This window comes from Mycobacterium sp. SMC-13 (assembly GCF_045311035.1).
Taxonomy (GTDB): Bacteria; Actinomycetota; Actinomycetes; order Mycobacteriales; family Mycobacteriaceae; genus Mycobacterium.
Genome location: NZ_JBJIAI010000021.1, coordinates 1 through 20519, shown reverse-complemented (window position 1 = coordinate 20519; position 20519 = coordinate 1). Strand labels below are relative to the sequence as shown.

Genomic DNA, 20519 nt, shown 5'->3' with positions numbered 1-20519 from the left:
CCCTGTCAGTACGAGCGAGGCAGACCCAGCGAGGTCTGCGCCACGAAGTTAAGCACCATCTCACGGCTGACCGGAGCGATGCGTGCCAGTCGCGAAGCCGTGACCGCGGCGGCGATGCCGTACTCCTTGGTCAGGCCGTTGCCGCCGAGCGACTGCACGGCCTGGTCGACCGCGCGCACCGAGGCCTCACCGGCGGCGTACTTGGCCATGTTGGCGGCTTCGGCGGCCCCGAAGTCGTCACCGGCGTCATACAGCGTGGCGGCCTTCTGCATCATCAGCTTGGCCAGCTCGAGTTCGATGTGGATCTGCGCCAGCGGGTGCGAGATGCCCTGGTGCGAACCGATCGGCACCTTCCAGACCTGACGGGTCTTGACGTACTCGGTCGCGGTGCGGATCGCCAGCCGGCCGGTGCCGACGGCCATGGCCGCACCGATGATCCGCTCCGGGTTCAGGCCCGCGAACAGCTGCGCGATCGCGGCGTCCTCGGAGCCGACGAGCGCATCGGCGGGCAGCCGCACCTCGTCCAGGAACACCTGGAACTGGCTCTCGGGGCTGATGATCTCCATCTCGATCTTGGTCCAGCTCAGGCCCGGCGCATCGGTCGGGACCACGAACAGCGCCGGCTTGAGGTTGCCGGTCTTGTGGTCCTCGGTGCGGCCGACGACCAGCACGGCGTCGGCCTGGTCGATGCCCGAGATGAAGACCTTCTGGCCGGACAGAATCCAGTCGCCGCCGTCGCGGCGGGCCGTCGTGGTGATGCGGTGGCTGTTGGAGCCGGCGTCGGGTTCGGTGATCGCGAAGGCCATGGTGAGCGAGCCGTCCGCCAGACCCGGGACCCAGCGCTTCTTCTGCTCTTCGGTGCCGTACTTGGAGATGATCGTGCCGTTGATGGCCGACGAGACCACCATCATGAGCAGCGGACAGCCATTGGCGGCCATCTCCTCCATGACCAGGCTCAGCTCGTACATGCCGGCGCCACCGCCGCCGTACTCCTCAGGCATGTTCACGCCCAGGAATCCGTGTTTGCCTGCCTCGGCCCACAATTCGTCGGTGTGCTGGCCCGCGCGGGCCTTCTCCAGGAAGTAGTCCTGGCCGAATTTCGAGGCCATCGCGACCACGGCCTCGCGCAGCGCCTTGCGCTCGTCGGATTCGATGAAAGACACGGTCATTCTCCTTCGGGGGTTTCCACACGCGCCAATACGGCGCCGACGTCGACCTGCTGGCCGGGTTGCACGTTGAGTTCGGCGAGCACACCGGAATCCGGTGCGGCGATGGTGTGTTCCATCTTCATCGCTTCCAGCCAGATGAGGGGCTGACCGGCGGTGACGGCGTCGCCGACGGCCGCGTCGACCCGGACCACCAGTCCGGGCATCGGCGCCAGCAGGGAGCCCTGGGCGACGGCCGCGTCCGGGTCGGGGAACCGCGGCTGCGCCACGAGGTGCACGGCGCCGGCGGGGGAGTCGACGAAAACGTCGGCGCCGTACCGGGCGACGTCGAACGACCGCTCAACTCCCTTGAGCGACAGCACCACCCGAGCGGGATCGGCGGTCACGACGGTGACGTCGTCACGGTCGGGCAGTTCGACACCGTCGCGGGTGTACCGGTACCGCACCTGATGCTCGGCACTGGCCGCGTCGCTGTACGAACGGCTCTGGTAGCCCGACGCGAGGTTGCGCCAACCGCTCGGTGCGGCAGCGTAAACCGTTGCCGTGGCTCGGTTGTGCGCCGCATCGGCCAGCGCCGCGGCGACGGCAGCGAGTGTGACGTCGGTGTCCGCCGGTGCCGCGAGCTCGGCCAGACCGTGCGTGTCGAAGAACGCGGTGTCGGTATCGCCGGCCCGGAAAGCGGGGTGCCGCAACACATTCACCAACAGGTCGCGGTTGGTGCGCAGGCCGTGGATGCGTGCGCGGGACAGCGCGTCGGCGAGGATCGCCGCGGCCCGCTCCCGCGTCGGCGCGAACGAGATGACCTTGGCGAGCATCGGGTCGTAGAACACCGACACCACCGAGCCGTCGACGATGCCGGAGTCGACGCGCGTTCCGGCGCGGCCGAGCAGGCTGAACTCGGTGCGGACGCCCGGTACGTCGAACTTGTGCACCGTGCCGGCCTGCGGCTGCCAGTCCTTGGCCGGATCCTCGGCGTAGAGCCGGGCCTCGATCGAATGACCCTGCGTGGCGGGCGGTTCCGCGGCCAGCGCACCACCGTCGGCTACATCCAGCTGCAGCTCGACCAGGTCGAGTCCGGTGGTCTCCTCGGTGACGGGGTGCTCGACCTGCAGGCGGGTGTTCATCTCCAGGAAGAAGAAGTCGCCACCTCCGTCGGACATGAACTCGACGGTGCCGGCGCCGGTGTACCCGATGGCGGTCGCCGCCAGCCGCGCGGCCTCGAACAGCTTGGCGCGCATGCCCGGCGTCCGCTCGACGAGCGGGGACGGCGCTTCCTCGATCACCTTCTGGTGTCGCCGCTGAATGGAGCACTCACGCTCGCCGACGGCCCAGACCGTGCCGTGCGCATCGGCCATCACCTGGACCTCGATGTGGTGGCCACTGGCCAGGTAGCGCTCGCAGAACACCGTCGGATCGCCGAACGCGGACTGCGCCTCGCGCTGTGCGGCCGCGACTTCGGCCGGCAGCGCGGACAATTCGCGCACCACCCGCATGCCGCGACCGCCGCCGCCGGCAGAGGCCTTGATCAGTACCGGCAGCTGGTCGGCGGTGACGGTGTCGGGGTCCAGCTCGGTCAGCACCGGAACGCCGGCCGCAGACATCAGCTTCTTGGCCTCGATCTTGGAACCCATGGCCTGCACGGCGGCCACCGGCGGACCGATCCACGTCAGCCCGGCGTCCTGCACCGCGGCCGCGAAATCCGGGTTCTCCGAGAGGAATCCGTAGCCGGGGTGAATCGCGTCGGCGCCGGACGCCTTGGCCGCGGCGATCAGCTGGGCGGCATCGAGATAACCGGTGCGACCCTCCAGGCGCACGCGGTCGTCGGCCTCGGCGACGTGCGGGGCGGCCGCGTCGGGGTCGGTGTACACCGCGACGGTGCCGATGCCGAGCCGGCGGCAGGTGGCGAACACCCGGCGGGCGATTTCACCGCGGTTGGCGACCAAGACTTTATGAATCATCGCTGTGCTTTCTGTTCTTCGCGCGAGCGCTCATCACGGTCACATGCGGAAGACGCCGAAGTTCGACGTCCCCTCGATCGGCGCATTGGCAATGGCGGACAAGCACATTCCCAGCACGGTGCGGGTGTCGCGGGGGTCGATTATGCCGTCGTCGTAGAGCCGGCCGGACAGGAACGCCGGCAGTGATTCGGCGTCGATCTGCGCTTCGACGGCGGCCCGCAATGCCGCGTCGGCGGCTTCGTCGACCTGGCCGCCCCGGGCTTCGGTGGCGGCGCGGCTGACGATCGAGAGCACACCGGCCAGCTGCGCGCCACCCATCACGGCGGATTTCGCGCTGGGCCAGGCGAACAGGAAGCGGGGGTCGTAGGCCCGGCCGCACATGCCGTAATGGCCGGCGCCGTAGGAGGCACCGATGAGCAGCGAGATGTGCGGCACCTTCGAATTGGACACGGCGTTGATCATCATCGAGCCGTGCTTGATCATCCCGCCCTCCTCGTACGCCTTGCCGACCATGTAGCCGGTCGTGTTGTGCAGGAACAACAATGGCGTGTCGGAGCGGTTGGCCAGCTGGATGAACTGCGTGGCCTTCTGGGATTCCTCGCTGAACAACACGCCGCGCGCGTTGGCCAGGATGCCGACCGGGTAGCCCCACAGATTGGCCCAGCCGGTGACCAGCGAAGAGCCGTACAGCGGCTTGAACTCGTCGAAGTCCGAGCCGTCGACGATGCGGGCGATGACGTCGCGCGGATCGAACGGGATACGCAGATCGGCGCCGACGATGCCGAGCAGTTCGTCCTCGGGATACAGCGGCGGCACGACCGGTGCCGGCGTCGGGCCCTGCTTGCGCCAGTTCAGCCGGGCCACGATGCGCCGGCCGATGCGGATGGCGTCGAGCTCGTCCTGTGCGAAGTAGTCACCGAGTCCCGATGTGCGGGAGTGCATTTCGGCGCCGCCGAGGGATTCGTCGTCGGACTCCTCGCCGGTGGCCATCTTGACCAGTGGCGGGCCGGCCAGGAACACCTTGGAGCGTTCCTTGATCATCACCACGTGGTCGGACATGCCGGGGATGTAGGCGCCGCCGGCGGTCGAGTTGCCGAACACCAGCGCGATGGTCGGGATGCCCTCGGCCGACAGCCGGGTCAGGTCGCGGAACATCGCGCCGCCGGGGATGAAGATTTCCTTCTGCGTGGGCAGGTCCGCGCCGCCCGACTCGACCATGGAGATCACCGGCAGCCGGTTCTCGCGGGCAATCTGGTTGGCGCGCAGGATCTTCTTGAGCGTCCACGGGTTGCTCGTGCCGCCCTTGACGGTCGGATCGTTGGCGACGATCAGGCACTCGACACCCTCGACCACACCGATGCCGGTGACGAGGCTCGCGCCGACGACGAAGTCGCTGCCCCACGCGGCCAGCGGGCTCAGCTCCAGGAACGGCGAGTCCGGATCCACGAGCTGTTCGATGCGCTCGCGTGCGGTCAGCTTGCCGCGGGCATGGTGGCGGTCAACGTATTTCGCGCCGCCACCGGCGAGGGCCTTGGCGTGCTCGGCGTCCAGCTCGGTGAGCTTGGCCGTCATCGCCGCCGCGGCCTCGGTGTAGCCGGCCGACGCGGTGTCGAGCCTGGATTTGAGCGCGGTCATGCGCGTGCTCCCGTCATCGGATGTGCGGTCAGTGCGTCTTTCTCGCGATGTTCTCGCGCTGGTTGCACGCTCGTCGCGATACTGACCCAGCTCACGACTGGAATCCCAACGTCTTGGCGGCCAGCGAGGTCAGAATCTCGGTGGTGCCGCCGCCGATACCGATGATGCGCATATCGCGGTACTGCCGTTCGATCTCCGATTCGGCCATGTAGCCCATACCGCCGAACAACTGGACTCCGGCGTTGGCCACCCACTCGCCGGCCTCGACGGCGGTGTTCTTCGCGAAGCACACCTCGGCGATCAGGTTCGTCTCGCCGGCCAGCTCGCGCTCCACCAGGTGATGCGTGTAGACCCGGGCGACGTCGATGCGCCGGGCCATCTCGGCCAGGGTGTTCTGCACCGACTGGCGCGTGATCAGCGGCCGGCCGAACGTCTCGCGGTCCCGGCACCACTGCACGGTCAGGTCCAGGCAGCGCTGCGCGCTCGCGTAGGCCTGGGCGGCGAGGCCGACCCGCTCGGAGACGAAGGCGCCCGCGATCTGCAGGAAGCCGGAGTTCTCGGGCCCGACGAGGTTGGCGGCCGGGACGCGGACGTCGACGTAGGACAGCTCGGCGGTGTCCGACGAACGCCAGCCCATCTTCTCCAGCTTGCGGCTGACGGTGAAGCCCGGCGTGTCCTTGTCCACCACGATCAGCGAAACACCCGCTGCGCCAGGGCCTCCCGTGCGCACTGCGGTCACGACATAGTCGGCCCGCACACCGGAGGTGATGTAGGTCTTGGCGCCGTTGATGATGAAGTCGTCGCCGTCGCGGTCGGCGCGGGTGGTGAGGTGTCCGACGTCGGAGCCGCCGCCGGGTTCGGTGATGGCCAGTGAGCCGATCATCTTGCCCTGCAACGTCGGTCGCACGTAGGTGTCGATCAGCCGCTGATCGCCGGAGGCGATCATGTGCGGCGTCGAGATGCCGCATGTGAACAGCGACGCGAAGACACCGCCGGGCACGCCGGCGTAATGCAGTTCCTCGCAGACGATCACGGCGTCGGCACCGTCGCCGCCTCCGCCACCGACGGATTCGGGCGCCTGGGCGCCCAACAGGCCGGCCGCGCCGGCTGCCTCGTGCAATGAACGGGGCAGCTCGCCGCTGCGCTCCCACTCGTCGACGTGGGGCAGGATCTCGCGTTCGGCGAACGCGCGCACCGTCTTTCGCAGTGCGTCACGTTCGGGCGTGGTCCAGATGCTCACGAGATCAGTTCCTCCGGGATGTCGAGATGACGGGTTCGTAGCCATTCCCCGAGGCCCTTGGCCTGGGGATCGAATCGGGCCTGGTATGCGACGCCTTCGCCGAGGATGCCCTCGATGACGAAGTTGATGGCGCGCAGGTTGGGCAGCAGGTGTCGCGTCACGGGCAGCTCGGCGGACTCGGGCAGCAGCTCGCGCAGCTTCTCGACCGTCAAAGTGTTTGCCAGCCAACGCCATTGGGAATCGGTGCGCACCCAGACGCCGACATTGGCGGACCCGCCCTTGTCGCCGCTGCGGGCCCCGGCGATGGTGCCCAGCGGCGCGCGACGGGCCGGTCCGGCGGGCAGCGGTTCCGGCAGGGCCGGATCGTCGACCGGTCCCAGTGCCACCGTCTCGGCGGACGGCGCGATGTCCGTCCGGGTGCCGTCGGCCAGCACCGCCACGTGTGGCACCAGGGCCGCGTCGACGTAGCCCGGCTTGAACAGGCCGTACACCTGGCCGTCGCCCGGGGGTGCGGTGGTGGTGAAGCCCGGGTAGCTGGCCAGCGCGAGTTCGACTGCCGCCGCGGAGAATTGGCGGCCGACCTTCTTCGGGTCTGGGTCGCGCACCACGCAGTGCAGCAGGGCGCTGGCCCGCTCCTCGGTGTCGGCGTCGGGATGGTCGGTCCGCGCCAGCGTCCACTGCAACTCGGCCGGACGCTCGGTGATGGCGGCCTCCAGTTGGCGCTGCAGCAGGTCTGCCTTCGCCTCGATGTCGAGGCCGGTGAGGATGAACGACGCCGCGTTGCGGAAGCCGCCGATGCTGTTGAGCGACACCTTCAACGTGGGCGGCGGCGCCTCGCCGCGGACGCCGGAGATGCGGACGCGGTCCTGCCCGTCGGCCGTCAGCTCCAGCGAGTCGACCCGCAGGGTCGCGTCGGGATTTGCATAGCGCGCGCCGGTGATCTCGTACAACAGCTGCGCGGTGACGGTGTCGACGCTGACGCGTCCCCCGGTGCCGGGGTGCTTGGTGATCACCGACGACCCGTCCGCGGAGATCTCCGCCAACGGGAAACCGGGGCGGATGAGGTCGGGAATCTCGGTGAAGAAGCTGAAGTTGCCGCCGGTGGCCTGAGTGCCGCATTCGATGACATGGCCCGCGGCGATGGCGCCGGCGAGCGCGTCGTAGTCGGTTCGGGTCCAGCCGAAGTGCGCGGCGGCCGGTCCGACGATCACCGAGGCGTCGGTGACCCGGCCGGTGACGACGACGTCGGCGCCGGACTTCAGACAGTCCACGATGCCCCACGCGCCGAGGTAGGCGTTGGCGGACAGTGGGGTGCCGAAGCCGAGCTCGCCGGCACGCGCCACGAGGTCGTCGCCCTCGACGTGTGCCACGTTGACCGACAGCCCGAGCTTGTCGGCCAGGGCGCGTACCGCTGCTGCCAGGCCGGCCGGATTGAGGCCGCCGGCGTTGGCGACGATCTTCACGCCCTTGTCGAGGGCCAGGCCCAGCGACTGCTCCAGTTGACGCAGGAAGGTCTTGGCGTAGCCGAGGTCGGGGTTCTTGGCCCGGTCCCGCGCCAGAATCAGCATGGTCAGCTCGGCGAGGTAGTCGCCGGTCAGGTAGTCCAGCTCACCCCCGGCGAGCATCTCGTGCATCGCCGCCAGCCGGTCGCCATAGAACCCTGAGCAGTTACCGATCCGGACTGCTGGTGATGTCACACACACTCCCGTCGTTCAACCAACCGGTAGGGAGGTTAGTCGGTACTAGCGGTACCGAGTCAAGGGGGCTGGGGGTTGCGTGTTGCCCGGTTGGGGCGACGTTTTGGAGCCTACGCAGGTCGACGGCTATCCTGAGGTGCAATCGCTGCGCACGTGAGAAGCAATAGAGAGGCCATAGGCCCTATTTGTTCGCGACGCGGCCGACCGCAAGCAATTCCGTTTAGTCAGAGAGGTGCACATCATGGCTGTGCCCAAGCGCAGGATGTCGCGCTCGAACACCCGTAGCCGTCGCGCGCAGTGGAAGGCCGAGGCCACCGGCCTGGTCAGCGTGAACGTCGCAGGTCAGGCACACAAGGTGCCGCGTCGCCTGCTCAAGGCCGCGCGTCTGGGTCTGATCGACCTCGACCGCCGCGCCTGAACCGACTGACGGTTTTTCTCGCGCCCGCGTGGCGCGTCTTCTCAGTCCGCTCTCAGATGGTGGGGTGAGACTGTGCCTGTGCGAATCCTTGTAGTCGACGATGACCGCGCTGTACGCGAATCACTGCGTCGGTCACTGACTTTCAACGGGTACTCGGTCGAACTGGCTCAAGACGGTGTCGAGGCGTTGGAGCGCATCTCCAGCGACCGGCCCGACGCTGTCGTGCTCGACGACATGATGCCCCGGCTGGACGGGCGCGGTGTCTGCCGTCAGCTGCGCAGCAGCGGCGATGACCTGCCCGTGCTGATGCTGACCGCCCGTGACTCGATCGATGAGCGGGTGGCCGGCCTCGACGCCGGTGCCGACGATTACCTGCCGAAGCCATTCGCGCTCGAGGAGCTCCTGGCCCGGATGCGGGCCCTGCTCCGCCGTACCGGCCCCGCCGACGGCGCCGAGTCGGCGGCATTGACGTTCTCCGACCTCAGCCTCGACCCGGTGACGCGCGAGGTCACCCGGGGCTCCCGGTCGATCAGCCTGACCCGGACCGAGTTCTCGCTGCTCGAGATGCTCATCCACAACCCGCGCCGGGTGCTCAGCCGCAGCCGGATCCTCGAAGAGGTGTGGGGCTTCGATTTTCCGACGTCGGGAAACGCCCTCGAGGTCTACGTCGGGTACCTGCGCCGCAAGACCGAGGCCGAGGGAGAACCGCGCCTGATCCATACCGTGCGCGGCGTGGGTTACGTGCTGCGTGAGACGCCACCCTGATGCTCGACAAGCTTCGCGCAACCGTGGATCGGAAGATGCGGGAAGTGCCGCAGATGCCGGCGGCGACGCCGGACGGCACGGTGCAACACGACGCCAGCTCTGTGTCGCTGAAATGGCGCGTGATGCTGCTCGCGATGTCGATGGTGGCGATGGTCGTCGTCCTCATGTCGGTCGCGGTGTATGTGGTGGTGTCCAAGGCGCTGTACGGCGACATCGACAACCAGTTGCACAGCCGCGCGCAACTGCTCATCGAGAGCGGTTCCCTGGCAGTCGACCCCGGCAAGGCCATCGAGGGCACCGCCTACTCGGACGTCAATGCGATGTACGTCATCCCGGGCCAGTCGATCTACACCGCGAATCAGCAGGGGCAGACGCTGCCGCTCGGGACGCCGGAGAAGGACGTCATCGCCGGCAAGCTGCTGATGTCGTTGCGTACCACCAACTATCAGCGCGTGCTGGCGGTGCATCTGCAGTCGGGTAACTCGCTGTTGATCTCGAAGAATCTCTGGCCCACCAGCCAGGTGCTCAAACGGCTGGGCACCATTTTGCTCATCGTGGGTGGAATCGGTATGGCCGTCGCCGCGATCGCCGGTGGCACGGTCGCGCGGACCGGGCTGAGACCCGTGGCCCGATTGACCGAGGCCACCGAACGCGTGGCCCGCACCGACGATCTGCGCCCCATCCCGGTGTACGGCAATGACGAATTGGCCAGGCTGACAGAGGCTTTCAACATGATGTTGCGGGCGCTCGCCGAGTCGAGAGACCGGCAGGCCAGGTTGGTGTCGGACGCCGGTCACGAGTTGCGCACGCCGCTGACCTCACTGCGGACCAACGTCGAACTGCTGATGGCGGCCATGGCACCCGGCGCGCCGCCGTTCCCCGAGGAGGAGATGGCGGGTCTGCAGTCCGACGTCATCGCCCAGATCGAGGAGCTGTCCACCCTCGTCGGCGACCTGGTCGACCTGACCCGCGACGACGCCGCGGTGACGGTCCACGAGCCCGTCGAGATGGCCGAGGTCGTCGAGCGCAGTCTGGAACGAGTTCGCCGCCGCCGCAATGACATTGACTTCGACGTCGAAATCGCCGGATGGCAGGTGTACGGCGACGGGGCGGGGTTGTCCCGGGCGGTGCTGAACCTGCTCGACAACGCCGCCAAGTGGAGTCCGGCCGGTTCAGTGGTGCGGGTCCGGCTCGGCCGCATCAATCCGACGCATGCCGAGCTGGTGGTGTCCGACTGGGGGCCGGGCATTCCGCCGCAGGAGCGGGCGCTGGTGTTCGAGCGCTTCTACCGATCGACGACGGCACGGGCGATGCCCGGCTCCGGTCTGGGACTGGCCATCGTCAAGCAGGTGGTGCTCAAACACGGTGGCGCACTGCGGATTGAGGACACCGTGCCGGGCGGGACACCGCCGGGCACATCGATCCATCTCGTGTTGCCCGGGCGACCCTCCGGCGTGACCGCAACACACCGGCCCTCTGGGCTGGACGTAACGGGCGTGACCACGGAAAATGAACCTGCCCGGACGGGGGAGGAAGTCTAGGGTGCGGCCTGTGGTGTCTCAGTGGATTCTCAGCCCGAAAGGGCACCGTCAGGTCATGTCGTTCGTTGTCCCGGCAACGGATCGGAAATACAGGAAGAGTGTCGACCAGTAATGACGAATCACCCGAGGTACTCGCAGCAGCCCGAGTCCGGTCGGCGTCCTGATTCCTATCAGTCCGCGCCCGGCTACGGCGCGTCGCCGCAGCAGGGGTCGTCATACGACTGGCGCTACGCCGGCCAGCAGCAGAACACCGGGCAGTACCCCACCGGCAGCTACCAGACCGGTCAGTACCAGACGGGGCAGCACCAGACCGGCTCGTACACCACCGGCCAGTATTCGACGGGTCAGTACGGCTCGCAGCCGTACGACCCGTACCGCAACGGCTCGCCCAACGGCCGGCCTTCGATCGCGCCACGGCCGCAAAACCGTTCCCGCACAGGCCCTTTGATCGCCGGAATGGCGGCGGTGGCGCTGGTGTCCGCGGGTATCGGCGGCGGCATCGTGATGCTGGCGCAGCCCGACTACTCGAGCAATTCGACCTCGTTGGGCGGTTCGGCGCGCGGGCAGCACGCCGGGAACGCGCCGATCGGTTCGGTGGAGCAGGTCGCCGCCAAGGTGGTGCCCAGCGTCGTGAAGCTCGAGACCGACATGGGCCGGGCGTCCGAAGAGGGCTCGGGCATCATCCTGTCCGCCGACGGGCTCATCCTCACCAACAACCACGTGGTGGCCGGTGCCAAAGACGCCCCGCCGCCCGGGGCTCCGCCGGTGCAGACCAAGGTCACGTTCAACACCGGTAGCACCGCGACGTTCCAGATCGTCGGGACGGATCCGAGCAGTGACATCGCAGTCGTGCGGGCCAAGGGCGTCTCGGGCCTGACGCCCATCGCGCTGGGATCGTCGTCCAACCTGGTGGTGGGTCAGCAGGTGGTGGCCGTCGGTTCGCCGCTGGGTCTGCAGGGCACGGTGACCGAGGGCATCATCAGCTCGCTGAATCGCCCCGTCGCCGCCGGCGGCGATGCCAAGAACCAGAACACCGTGCTGGACGCCATCCAGACCGACGCCGCGATCAACCCCGGCAACTCCGGTGGCGCGCTCGTCAACATGAGCGGCGAGCTGGTCGGCATCAACTCGGCGATCGCGACGCTCGGCGGGGATTCCGGCCAGTCGCAGAGCGGTTCGATCGGCCTGGGCTTCGCCATTCCGGTGGACCAGGCCAAGCGCATCGCCGACGAGCTGATCAAGAACGGCATCGCCAGCCATGCGTCGCTCGGCGTGCAGGTGGGTAATGACAAGGCCATCGACGGGGCCAAGATCGTCGACGTCACCAACGGTGGGGCGGCTCAGTCGGCCGGTCTGCCGAGTGGTGTGGTGGTGACCAAGGTGGACGACCGGGTGATCAGCAGCGCCGACGCGCTGGTAGCTGCCGTGCGCTCGAAGGCGCCCGGCGACAAGGTCACGTTGACCTACCTCGACACCGCGGGCAAACCGCAGACCGTTCAGGTGACCCTGGGAAAGGCGCAACAGTGATGAGTGCAGGGCCGAGTTCGATGTCAGAGGCGGGATATACGGTGACAGGCATGGAACAGGCAGGGGAATTGGCCGGGCGCGCTCTCGTCGTGGTCGTGGATGACCGGACCGCGCACGGCGAAGAGGATCACAGCGGCCCGTTGGTCACCGAACTGCTCGGTGAGGCCGGCTTCCTCGTCGACGGCGTCGTCGTGGTCCCCGCCGATGAGATCGAGATTCGCAACGCCCTCAACACCGCGGTGATCGGTGGTGTCGATCTCGTCATCTCCGTCGGTGGCACCGGCGTCAGCCCCCGGGATGTGACTCCCGAAGCCACCCGCACCATGCTCGATCGCGAGCTACTCGGTATCGCCGAGGCGCTGCGGTCGTCGGGGTTGGCGGCCGGTATCTCGGACGCGGGCCTGTCGCGCGGCCTTGCCGGCGTCTCGGGAAGCACGCTGGTGGTCAACATCGCCGGCTCGCGTGCGTCGGTGCGCGACGGTATGGCGACGCTGGGGCCGTTGGCGGCGTACATCATCGCGCAGCTGTCCAGCCTGGACATCTGATAGCTGAGCTCCCATGGGGCTCGATGGTCGAACGGAGTGGTCATGGGCTCGTCCCACCTGAACCCTTCAATTTGGCAAAGGTGTGATCTTGATCACACTCGTGGTGGCTTGTGATGAGCGATACACAGCCCTCGCGCGACCTAGTTAACAAGGTGTTCGGCGACGTTTTGCCGGACGTTACCCGGGACGAATGTAACGATCAGCCAGATTCGGGGGATGGTGACCGGGATCGCTGGCTACGGGAAAACGTCCCGCCGCACCACAGCTGAACAACATTTCACCTCGCGTCGACGATCGGGACCGAAGTGTCGCATGAGACGATCTCCAAGATCGTCGACGAGAGATCTCCGATGAGGTGCTGGCCTGGCAGCGCCGGCCGTTGGAGCCGCTGTATCCGGTGATCTACCTCGACGCGATGATCGTGAAGGTCAAAGACGGTGGCCACACCCGCAACAAGGCCGCGCACATCGCGGTGGGCGTGGATATGGCCGGGGTCAAGCACGTTCTGGGGATCTGGGTCCAGCCCAATGAAGGTGCCTCGTTCTGGGCGTCGGTGTGCGCGGACCTGGCCAATCGGGGTGTCAAGGACGTGCTGATCGTGTGCTGCGACGGGCTCACGGGCTTTCCGGAGGCGATCGCCGCGACCTGGTCGCAGGCCGCGGTGCAGACCTGCGTGGTGCACCTGACTCCGCAACGCGCTGCGGTTCGTGTCCTATGCCGACCGCAAGGCCGTGGCCGCGGCGCTCAAGCCGATCTACACCGCAGCCGATGCCGACGCTGCCCGCGTCGAGTTGGACGCGTTCGCCGCCTCGGAGCTGGGGAAGAAGAACCCAACGGTGACAATGGTTTTCGAACGGGCATGGGAGCAGTTCATCCCGTTTTTGGCGTTCCCGCCCGAGCTGCGCCGGGTGATCTACACGACCAACTCAATCGAGTCGTTGAATATCAGTTGCGCAAGATCATCAAGCACCGCGGCCAGTTCCCCAACGACGCCGCAGTGGTCAAATTGCTGTGGCTGGCGATCTGCAACATCGAAGACAAACGCGCCGCCGAGCGGGCCAAGGAACGCGGCCAGAAACAGGGCCGCACAGCCCCTGGACGCCTCGTGGAAGGGCAGGTGGTCACCAACTGGAAGGAAGCACTCGAACAACCCGCAGTGCTGCGGCCTGGGTGATGGTGGTCCGCACCAATATGTCGGTGTTGCCGGTGGCGCATTCTCAGCCCACGATCCGCCCGGCGTAGGCGTCGATGGCGAACGCGGTGTCCACGAACGCCCCGCCGGCCAATCGGACGTAGACATCCCACGCGAGTGAGTTGTCAAGCAGCGGCCGGATTTTCCTGCTCTCGGTGTGGCCAGGCAGCGATGTCGTCCCACATCTGGCCGTTGGCCAAGCACCACCTCGGCCCAGTCGACCCCGCAGGTCAGCGTCATGTAGTTGTCTCCGTTCCAGTTGCCGCGTGTTCTCCTTCGTTGAGCTCGAGGCTGGTGCGGCGACCTAATGGACAGCGCTCGATGGCGCGGCATCTCACTAGCCGATCACGTACCTCGTGGCGGACCGGCAGGGTCACCGTCTACATAAGAGATCTCTGACGCGTCCGTGTCATCACATGCAGTGATCACCTGCCGGCAGCTCACCGGCCAGACTGCGCCCGGATCGGTGAAATCTCAGTGACCCCTGCCGGTTCGCCTCCTGCGTGTCGGAACGAAATCCGACTCTCCCATTAGGTGATGTCGACCACCCGCAGCTGATTCGGTTGGGTGGCAAAGAAATTGCGCTTCACCAGGTCCTTCGGTTTGGTCAGATCAGGATCGACGTGGGTGGTGAACACCCGCCGCCCGCGGTGCACTCCGCGTACCCCGGCCAGGCGCATCAGCCGGCGGGTCTGTTCACGGCCGACGGCGTAGCCTTCCCGCCGCATCAGAGCATGTGTCGCCTGCCATGAGCTTGGGACCACTCTGATCTGATTTTTGCCAGGGTGATGGGACCACCTGGATTGCCGGTTATGGGACCACCGGCGCGCCGCGTCGGTGGTCCCTTCATTTGTTCGTTCGATCGCCGTGACAGCGCAAGTCACGGAGGTCGGCGGCATGGCTTTTCGGGAGGTCAGTGTGAACGAGATCAGGGAAGTACTTCGGGTGTGGCTGGGGGTGGCGGGGCTGCCCGCACCTGGATACCGCACCATCGCCGCTCATTGCGGCGTGGACCGAAAAACGGTGCGCCGCTACGTCGAGGCCGCCCAGGCGGCCGGGTTACGCCGCAGTGACGACGTGAGCGCCATCGATGACGGGTTGGTCGGGGCGGTCGCCGAAGCGGTGCGTCCGGCCCGTCTGAACGGCCATGGTGCGGCGTGGGAGCAACTCGTCGCGTTCGAGGAGCAGATCCGCGCGTGGGTGGCCGGTAAGGGTGAGCAGCGGCCGTTGACGGTCACCAAGATCCATACCCTGTTAGCCCGGCAGGGCTGTGTGGTGCCGTATCGCACATTGCACCGATTCGCCAGTGAGCGTTGCGGTTTCGGCCGCAAAGACACCACCGTGCGGGTCGCTGACGGTGACCCGGGGATCGAGTGCCAGATCGATTTCGGCTATCTCGGGATGCTCACCGACGCCACCGATGGACGGCGCCGGCGGGTGCATGCGTTGATCTTCACCGCCGTGTACTCCCGTCACATGTTCGTGTGGCTGTCCTATTCGCAGACCCTGGCCGCGGTGATCGCCGGCGCCCAGGCGGCGTGGGCGTTTTTCGGGGGTGTGTTCGCGGTGCTGATCCCCGACAACTTGAAACCGGTGATCGCCGCCGCGGACGCGCTCAATCCGCGATTCACCCAGGGGTGGCTCGACTACGCCGCCCATGCCGGGTTCCTCACCGACCCGGCGCGGGTGCGGTCCCCGAAAGACAAACCCCGGGTGGAACGCGTGGTGCAGCATGTGCGCCGAAACTTTTGGGACGGTGAGACTTTCACCAGTCTCGATGCGGCGCAGCAGGCCGCGGCGACGTGGTGCGCACGGACCGCTGGTAGCCGTATCCACGGCACCACCTGCGCGCGCCCACTGGAGGTGTTCACCGCCGAGGAAGCCCCGGTGCTGCTGCCGGCGCCGGGAGCCTACGACGTACCGGTGTTCAAACAGGTGAAGGTGCACAAGGATTTTCACGCCGAGGTCGGCAAAGCGTTGTACTCGCTGCCCGAGCAGTGGATCGGCACCACGCTGGATGTGCGTGCCGACAGTGAGCTGGTCAAGTTCTACCACCGCGGCACACTGGTGAAATCCATCCCCGCCAACGCCCAGGGGGGCGCAGCACCGACCGCGACGATCTGCCCGAGCGCAAGGCCGGGTACGCACTGCGGGACTTGTCCGCGCTGATCGCCACCTGCGCCGCGGCCGGTCCGAACATCGGGATCTACGCCGAACGCATCCTGGATGACCCGCTGCCATGGACCCGGATGCGCACCGTCTACCGGCTGCAGGGCTTGGTGCGCCGCTACGGCGCCGACCGGGTCGAGGCGGCGTGCGCGCTGTCACTGGAGCTCGATGTCGTCTCGGTCAACAAGATCGCTTCCATGCTGGAGCGGGCCACCGAGAACACCGCCCCGGCACTACCACAAGCCGTCGGGCAGGGCGCCACCCGATTCGCCCGCGATCCAGCCGAATTCACCACCACCACAAACACTTTGACCATTGTCCCCAACACCCCCGCCGAGGAGAACTGACATGACCAGCACCCCCCGCAGCGCCGCAGACCCGGTCGGCACCGACCTGCTCCGGCTACTGAAGACCCTCAAACTCGGTGCCCTGGCCGACACACTGCCCGACCGCGCCGCCCTGGCCCGTCAACACAAGCTCAGCCACATCGGGTTCCTCGAAACACTGCTCGCCGACGAGGTCACCCGACGCGAATCCCGTTCCGCGGCACTACGATCCGCCAAGGCCGGACTCGACCCGAGCATGCGGTTCGACACCTAGACCACACAAGAGGACTTGCGCTATGACCGCACCCTGCTCGGGGACCTGACCTCCCTGCGATTCCTTGACGCAGGCCAATCCGCGATTATCCTCGGCCCCGTCGGCGTCGGCAAAACACACCTGGCAACAGCATTGGGGCACATGGCAATTCGACGACGCCACACCGTACTGTTCGCCCGATCGGACAAACTGTTCACCCGGCTGCGCGCCGCCCGCCTCGACAACACCGTCGACACCGAAATCCGCCGCCTGACCGCCATCGACGTCCTCATCATCGACGACTTCGCCCTGCGCCCGCTCGGCGCCACCGAGACCAGCGACTTCTACGAAATCATCGTCGAACGCCACCGCGCCAAGACCACCATCGTGACCTCGAACCGAGAACCCGCCGAATGGCTGACCATGACCGCCGACACCCTGCTGGCTCAATCAGCGATCGACCGCCTCACCGCCACCGCCCACACCCTGGTCATCGAAGGACCGTCCTACCGCCAACGCACCCGCCCGGCCAGCTTGACCCAGACCAGGCCAACGAGCATCCTCAATAACGCGCCACGGTGGTCCCATCCCCCTGGCAATCAGGTGGTCCCATCACCTTGGCAAGCGACAGCATGCATTTTCTTCACCCCATACACCGAGAAATTCTGCTTGTGTAGGGTCCTGATGGTGTCGACCAGTTGCGCGTCGCTGATCGAACGTGCCGACGCCCCACGGGATTTGGCGGCACGGTAGCCACGTGAGGTGATCCAGCCCACGAGTGTGGCACCCAGGGTGCGGCAGATGAGCTCGACCCCGAACTGGCCGCGATAGGTGTCGATGAACGCGATCATTTCGTCGTGGGGCGGTCGAGCTCTGCGGCAAAAAACGCCGACGCGGCTTTGAGGATCTCGTTGGCCCGGCGGGCCTCGGCGAGCTCACGCTTGAGCCGACGGATCTCCGCGTGCTCGGCGCTGGTGGTGCCCGTACGCTCGCCAGCGTCGACCTGAGCCTTGCGCAACCACCGGCGCACGGTTTCCTCGGCCACATGCATCTTGGCCGCGACCCGGCGGATCGCCTCGTACTCGGTCAGCACCGAGTCTTCCTCCATGACCGCCGCCACCAAGCGGACCGCTTTGTGCCGGATTTCCGGCGGATACTGCTTCGGCATGATTCCAATCCTCCAATACGGATCGGAACAAAACCTGGGGTAGTTCAGGGGCGGATCAACTGGAGAAGAACCCCAGCGAGGCCAGTTCATCCGTCGCCGCTTCCGGCACGGTGGAAACGTTACCGGCGGACGGCATGCCACGTGAGGTCATTGAGGCGCCGCCTATTGGAAACGATTTTCGACAAGCCCTTGGGTGTCGGGTATCGTCGGCAGCCATTAATGAAAACAATTTTCACTTAGTTGACGGAGGTTCCATGGAAGCTGGCATTCACCCAGGCCACCACCACCCGGTCGCCTTCCGGGACGCCACCCCCGGCCGCACGTTCCTGACCCGCTCCACCGCCACCAGCTCGCGAACCGTCCATGAATTTCGTGTTCAATGATGTGGAATTGGCAAGAGCAACATGCGAATTCGCCCATCGGACACATATGGACATCTTGCGACCGTTGCACGGATGGCGTATTAGCGCCACCGGCTAGGTTGGGGAGAGCATGAGGGTGGTTGGTCGGGTGCTGTTGGCGATGGCAGCGGCGGTGACCTTCCCCCGAGACCGTGGAGGCATCAGCTATAAGGAGTAGCGATGTCAGAGAAGCGGAAGAAGTACGACCGGGAGTTCCGTGAGGGAGCGGTCCGGATCGTCGAGGAGACGGGTAAGTCGATCGCGGCGGTGGCTCGGGATCTGGGGGTGAACGAGGGCACCCTGGGCAACTGGGTGACCCGGGCGCGGGAAGCGCGGGAGGGCCGCGGTGAGATGTCCAAGGACGATGTGGCCGAACTTAAGCGGCTGCGCGCCGAGGTGGCGGAGCTGAGGATGGAGCGTGATGTCCTCAAGCGATCGGTGGTCCTGTGGGTGAAGGAGGCGACGAAGTGAGCGTGGCACGCTTCATCGCCGACCAGAGGACCAAATACCGTGTGCCCCATACGATCACGTGCGCGCTGTTGGGTGTTGGTGTGTCGTGGTTCTACAAGTGGCTCGGCCGCGCCGGCAACCATGATGGGGTGCACACCGACACCGATCGGCGCCGCGTGGCACTCGATGCCGCAGTCGCTGAGGCGTTCACGGCGGCCAAGGGGTTGCACGGTTCGCCGCGGCTGGTCGCTGACCTGCGGGATCTGGGCTGGCAGGTATCGGAGAACACGGTGGCCGATTCGATGCGCCGCCAAGGTTTGGTGGCCCGCAAGATCCGCCGCCGGGGTGGGCTGACCAAGCAGGACAAGACGGCGCCGAAGGTCCCTGACCTGGTTAAACGGGACTTCACTGCGGCCGCGCCGAACTGTAAATGGGTGGGCGATATGACCGAGATTCCCACCGAGTGCGGGCAGAAGCTGTATCTGGCGACGGTGATCGACCTCTACAGTCGGCGGTTGTTGGGGGCGGCGATGGGACTGCACCCGGATGCCGAGTTGGCGTGCGCGGCGATCAACATGGCCGTAGTCGCCCGCGGTGGCCGCCAAGCGATCTGGCGCGACGAGGAGTCCGAACGGGTCATATTTCACACCGATCGCGGCAGCACTTATACCGCGAAGGTGTTCACCACGTTGTGCCGGACCTTGGGTATTCGGCAGTCGATGGGCCGTGTGGGGTCGTGTTTCGATAACGCCGCCGCGGAAGCGTTCTTCTCTTCATTGGAATGGGAAGTGTTATCCCGCAATAAGTTCCGTGATACCGTTCACGCGCAGGCTGTGGTGATCGATTGGTGTTACACCTTCTACAATCACCAGCGTCGGCACAGCGCCGCTGACGGGCTATCGCCGGTCAACTACGAGATCAGGGAATCCAACATCACGCCGGAAGCGGCATAAGGAACCCTCCACGATCTCGGGGGAACCACAGCGGTGTCGTCGCCGTTCCTGGGCGCGGGGGCAGGGACGTCCCATGCGGGTCTGGACAATGAGCTGAGCCTGGTCGATGGTCAGGATCGGACGTTGACGGTGCAGCAGTGGGACACGTTCCTCAACGGGGTGTTCCCTCTGGATCGCAACCGGTTGACGCGTGAGTGGTTCCATTCGGGCCGGGCCAAGTACAACTGCGCTGGTACGGGTTGTGACGGGTTCGCGGGCACGTTGGAGTTGGGTTATCAGATTGGTTTCCCATGGTCGCTGGGTGTGGGGATCAATTTCAGTTACACCACACCGAACATCCTGCTCGATGATGTGACGCCGGCGACGTTCTTCCCGGGCACCATCGGCAGCGGTTCCGGTGGCATCATCACGCCGAACCTATTCCCGGGTGTGTCGATTTCTGCTGACCTGGGCAATGGTCCGGGTATCCAGGAAGTCGCGACGTTCTCGGTGGACGTGTCCGGCCCGGCCGGTGCTGTTGCCGTCTCGAATGCCCATGGCACGGTCACTGGCGCCGCCGGCGGTGTTCTTCTGCGTCCCTTCGCCCGGCTGATCGCCAAGACCGGTGATAGCGTCACCACCTACGGCGAACCCTGGAACATGAACTGAATCGCCCCGACTTTCGTGCACACCTGGGGTTGACCCCTGACGGGGTGGGACTGAACCGCCCCAGGTTTGATGCCGCTGCTGTTTGAGTCCGGAAGGATGACAGCATGCCGAAGAAAATCGATCCTGCCTTGCGTGAGCGGGCGGTGCGGCTGGTGACCGAGCATCAGCAGGAGTACTCGTCGTCGACCGCCGCTTCGGAAGCGGTGGCCCGTCAGCTTGGGGTGGGTAAGGAATCGGTGCGGCGCTGGGTGGTGCAGGCCCAGATCGATGATGGTCAACGACCCGGTGTCACCACGGAGGAGAACGAGGAAATCAAGCGGCTGAGGGCTGAAAACCGAAGGCTACGTGAGGATGTCGCGATTCTGAAAGCGGCGACAACTTTCTTCGCGGGGGAGCTGTGCGCCACGAGGCGCTGGGTATATCGAGAGGCGGTGAGAGACCGTCTCCTTCGGGTCGTCGCAGCGGCC

At 66.4% G+C, this 20519-nt stretch carries 16 protein-coding genes and 3 pseudogenes; 12 read left to right on the top strand and 7 right to left on the bottom strand.

Features of this window, described 5'->3' with window-relative positions; all coding sequences use genetic code 11:
• Nucleotides 1-5 precede the first annotated feature (5 nt).
• The 5 genes from ACJH6I_RS24530 to ACJH6I_RS24510 form a co-directional block, all read right to left on the bottom strand.
• Nucleotides 6-1169 (bottom strand): acyl-CoA dehydrogenase family protein, encoded by a 1164-nt coding sequence (locus ACJH6I_RS24530; RefSeq protein WP_212812961.1) that lies wholly within the window; start codon nucleotides 1167-1169, stop codon nucleotides 6-8.
• On the bottom strand, nucleotides 1166-3124 hold the full coding sequence (locus ACJH6I_RS24525) for a biotin carboxylase N-terminal domain-containing protein (RefSeq protein ID WP_212812958.1): 1959 nt from the start codon (nucleotides 3122-3124) through the stop codon (nucleotides 1166-1168). Before ACJH6I_RS24525 ends, ACJH6I_RS24530 begins: the two co-directional genes overlap by 4 nt.
• Before the next feature lie 39 nt (nucleotides 3125-3163).
• A complete protein-coding gene (locus ACJH6I_RS24520; protein WP_133426626.1) occupies nucleotides 3164-4759 on the bottom strand; it encodes an acyl-CoA carboxylase subunit beta in 1596 nt (531 codons plus the stop codon).
• A gap of 91 nt (nucleotides 4760-4850) precedes the next feature.
• Complete coding sequence (locus ACJH6I_RS24515; protein WP_061005709.1) at nucleotides 4851-5999, bottom strand: acyl-CoA dehydrogenase family protein; 1149 nt, start codon at nucleotides 5997-5999, stop codon at nucleotides 4851-4853.
• Complete coding sequence (locus tag ACJH6I_RS24510; protein ID WP_406784700.1) at nucleotides 5996-7696, bottom strand: acyclic terpene utilization AtuA family protein; 1701 nt, start codon at nucleotides 7694-7696, stop codon at nucleotides 5996-5998. Before ACJH6I_RS24510 ends, ACJH6I_RS24515 begins: the two co-directional genes overlap by 4 nt.
• Nucleotides 7697-7937: 241 nt before the next feature.
• Here ACJH6I_RS24510 and rpmF point away from each other — a divergent pair, with 241 nt between their 5' ends.
• The 6 genes and pseudogenes from rpmF to ACJH6I_RS24480 form a co-directional block, all read left to right on the top strand.
• The gene (gene rpmF, locus ACJH6I_RS24505; protein ID WP_029104679.1) at nucleotides 7938-8114 is read left to right on the top strand and encodes a 50S ribosomal protein L32; all 177 of its coding nucleotides are present in this window, start codon (nucleotides 7938-7940) and stop codon (nucleotides 8112-8114) included.
• Nucleotides 8115-8192: 78 nt separating this feature from the next.
• A complete protein-coding gene (locus ACJH6I_RS24500; protein WP_020099048.1) occupies nucleotides 8193-8879 on the top strand; it encodes a response regulator transcription factor in 687 nt (228 codons plus the stop codon).
• 53 nt (nucleotides 8880-8932) lie between these two features.
• Nucleotides 8933-10420, top strand: a complete 1488-nt coding sequence (locus ACJH6I_RS24495) for a HAMP domain-containing sensor histidine kinase (RefSeq protein ID WP_212814964.1) — start codon at nucleotides 8933-8935, stop codon at nucleotides 10418-10420.
• Nucleotides 10421-10531: 111 nt separating this feature from the next.
• Nucleotides 10532-11947 carry a S1C family serine protease gene (locus ACJH6I_RS24490; RefSeq protein ID WP_212812952.1) on the top strand — a complete coding sequence of 472 codons (1416 nt, stop codon included), beginning with the start codon at nucleotides 10532-10534 and terminating at the stop codon, nucleotides 11945-11947.
• 20 nt (nucleotides 11948-11967) lie between these two features.
• The gene (locus ACJH6I_RS24485; RefSeq protein WP_133763292.1) at nucleotides 11968-12492 is read left to right on the top strand and encodes a molybdenum cofactor biosynthesis protein B; all 525 of its coding nucleotides are present in this window, start codon (nucleotides 11968-11970) and stop codon (nucleotides 12490-12492) included.
• A gap of 275 nt (nucleotides 12493-12767) precedes the next feature.
• Nucleotides 12768-13666, top strand: a pseudogene (locus ACJH6I_RS24480) (IS256 family transposase); the annotation flags it as partial.
• Between the two features lie 548 nt (nucleotides 13667-14214).
• Here ACJH6I_RS24480 and ACJH6I_RS24475 read toward each other — a convergent pair.
• Nucleotides 14215-14412 carry a hypothetical protein gene (locus ACJH6I_RS24475; protein ID WP_061006803.1) on the bottom strand — a complete coding sequence of 66 codons (198 nt, stop codon included), beginning with the start codon at nucleotides 14410-14412 and terminating at the stop codon, nucleotides 14215-14217.
• Between the two features lie 169 nt (nucleotides 14413-14581).
• On the opposite strand from ACJH6I_RS24475, the pseudogene istA reads away from it, so the two are divergent.
• Nucleotides 14582-16200 (top strand): annotated as a pseudogene (istA, locus tag ACJH6I_RS24470) (IS21 family transposase).
• Nucleotide 16201: 1 nt separating this feature from the next.
• Nucleotides 16202-17185 (top strand): annotated as a pseudogene (gene istB / locus ACJH6I_RS24465) (IS21-like element helper ATPase IstB).
• A gap of 94 nt (nucleotides 17186-17279) precedes the next feature.
• Here the strand turns inward: istB and ACJH6I_RS24460 are convergent.
• A complete protein-coding gene (locus tag ACJH6I_RS24460; protein ID WP_212812950.1) occupies nucleotides 17280-17600 on the bottom strand; it encodes a hypothetical protein in 321 nt (106 codons plus the stop codon).
• A gap of 581 nt (nucleotides 17601-18181) precedes the next feature.
• On the opposite strand from ACJH6I_RS24460, the gene ACJH6I_RS24455 reads away from it, so the two are divergent.
• The 4 genes from ACJH6I_RS24455 to ACJH6I_RS24440 form a co-directional block, all read left to right on the top strand.
• Nucleotides 18182-18472 (top strand): transposase, encoded by a 291-nt coding sequence (locus tag ACJH6I_RS24455; RefSeq protein ID WP_212812948.1) that lies wholly within the window; start codon nucleotides 18182-18184, stop codon nucleotides 18470-18472.
• Complete coding sequence (locus tag ACJH6I_RS24450) at nucleotides 18469-19404, top strand: IS3 family transposase (protein ID WP_212812946.1); 936 nt, start codon at nucleotides 18469-18471, stop codon at nucleotides 19402-19404. Before ACJH6I_RS24455 ends, ACJH6I_RS24450 begins: the two co-directional genes overlap by 4 nt.
• 33 nt (nucleotides 19405-19437) lie before the next feature.
• Nucleotides 19438-20052 (top strand): MspA family porin, encoded by a 615-nt coding sequence (locus ACJH6I_RS24445; RefSeq protein ID WP_212812944.1) that lies wholly within the window; start codon nucleotides 19438-19440, stop codon nucleotides 20050-20052.
• A gap of 104 nt (nucleotides 20053-20156) precedes the next feature.
• Nucleotides 20157-20519, top strand: a 363-nt coding sequence (locus tag ACJH6I_RS24440) for a transposase (RefSeq protein WP_406784699.1), incomplete at its 3' end; no start/stop codon positions are given.

Coding starts and splice junctions, on each gene's coding strand:
- ACJH6I_RS24530 (WP_212812961.1), bottom strand. CDS start 1,169: ATGACCGTGTCTTTCATCGAATCCGACGAGCGCAAGGCGCTGCGCGAG.
- ACJH6I_RS24525 (WP_212812958.1), bottom strand. CDS start 3,124: ATGATTCATAAAGTCTTGGTCGCCAACCGCGGTGAAATCGCCCGCCGG.
- ACJH6I_RS24520 (WP_133426626.1), bottom strand. CDS start 4,759: ATGACCGCGCTCAAATCCAGGCTCGACACCGCGTCGGCCGGCTACACC.
- rpmF (WP_029104679.1), top strand. CDS start 7,938: ATGGCTGTGCCCAAGCGCAGGATGTCGCGCTCGAACACCCGTAGCCGT.
- ACJH6I_RS24495 (WP_212814964.1), top strand. CDS start 8,933: ATGCCGGCGGCGACGCCGGACGGCACGGTGCAACACGACGCCAGCTCT.
- ACJH6I_RS24490 (WP_212812952.1), top strand. CDS start 10,532: ATGACGAATCACCCGAGGTACTCGCAGCAGCCCGAGTCCGGTCGGCGT.
- ACJH6I_RS24485 (WP_133763292.1), top strand. CDS start 11,968: ATGTCAGAGGCGGGATATACGGTGACAGGCATGGAACAGGCAGGGGAA.
- ACJH6I_RS24475 (WP_061006803.1), bottom strand. CDS start 14,412: ATGCGGCGGGAAGGCTACGCCGTCGGCCGTGAACAGACCCGCCGGCTG.
- ACJH6I_RS24460 (WP_212812950.1), bottom strand. CDS start 17,600: ATGCCGAAGCAGTATCCGCCGGAAATCCGGCACAAAGCGGTCCGCTTG.
- ACJH6I_RS24455 (WP_212812948.1), top strand. CDS start 18,182: ATGTCAGAGAAGCGGAAGAAGTACGACCGGGAGTTCCGTGAGGGAGCG.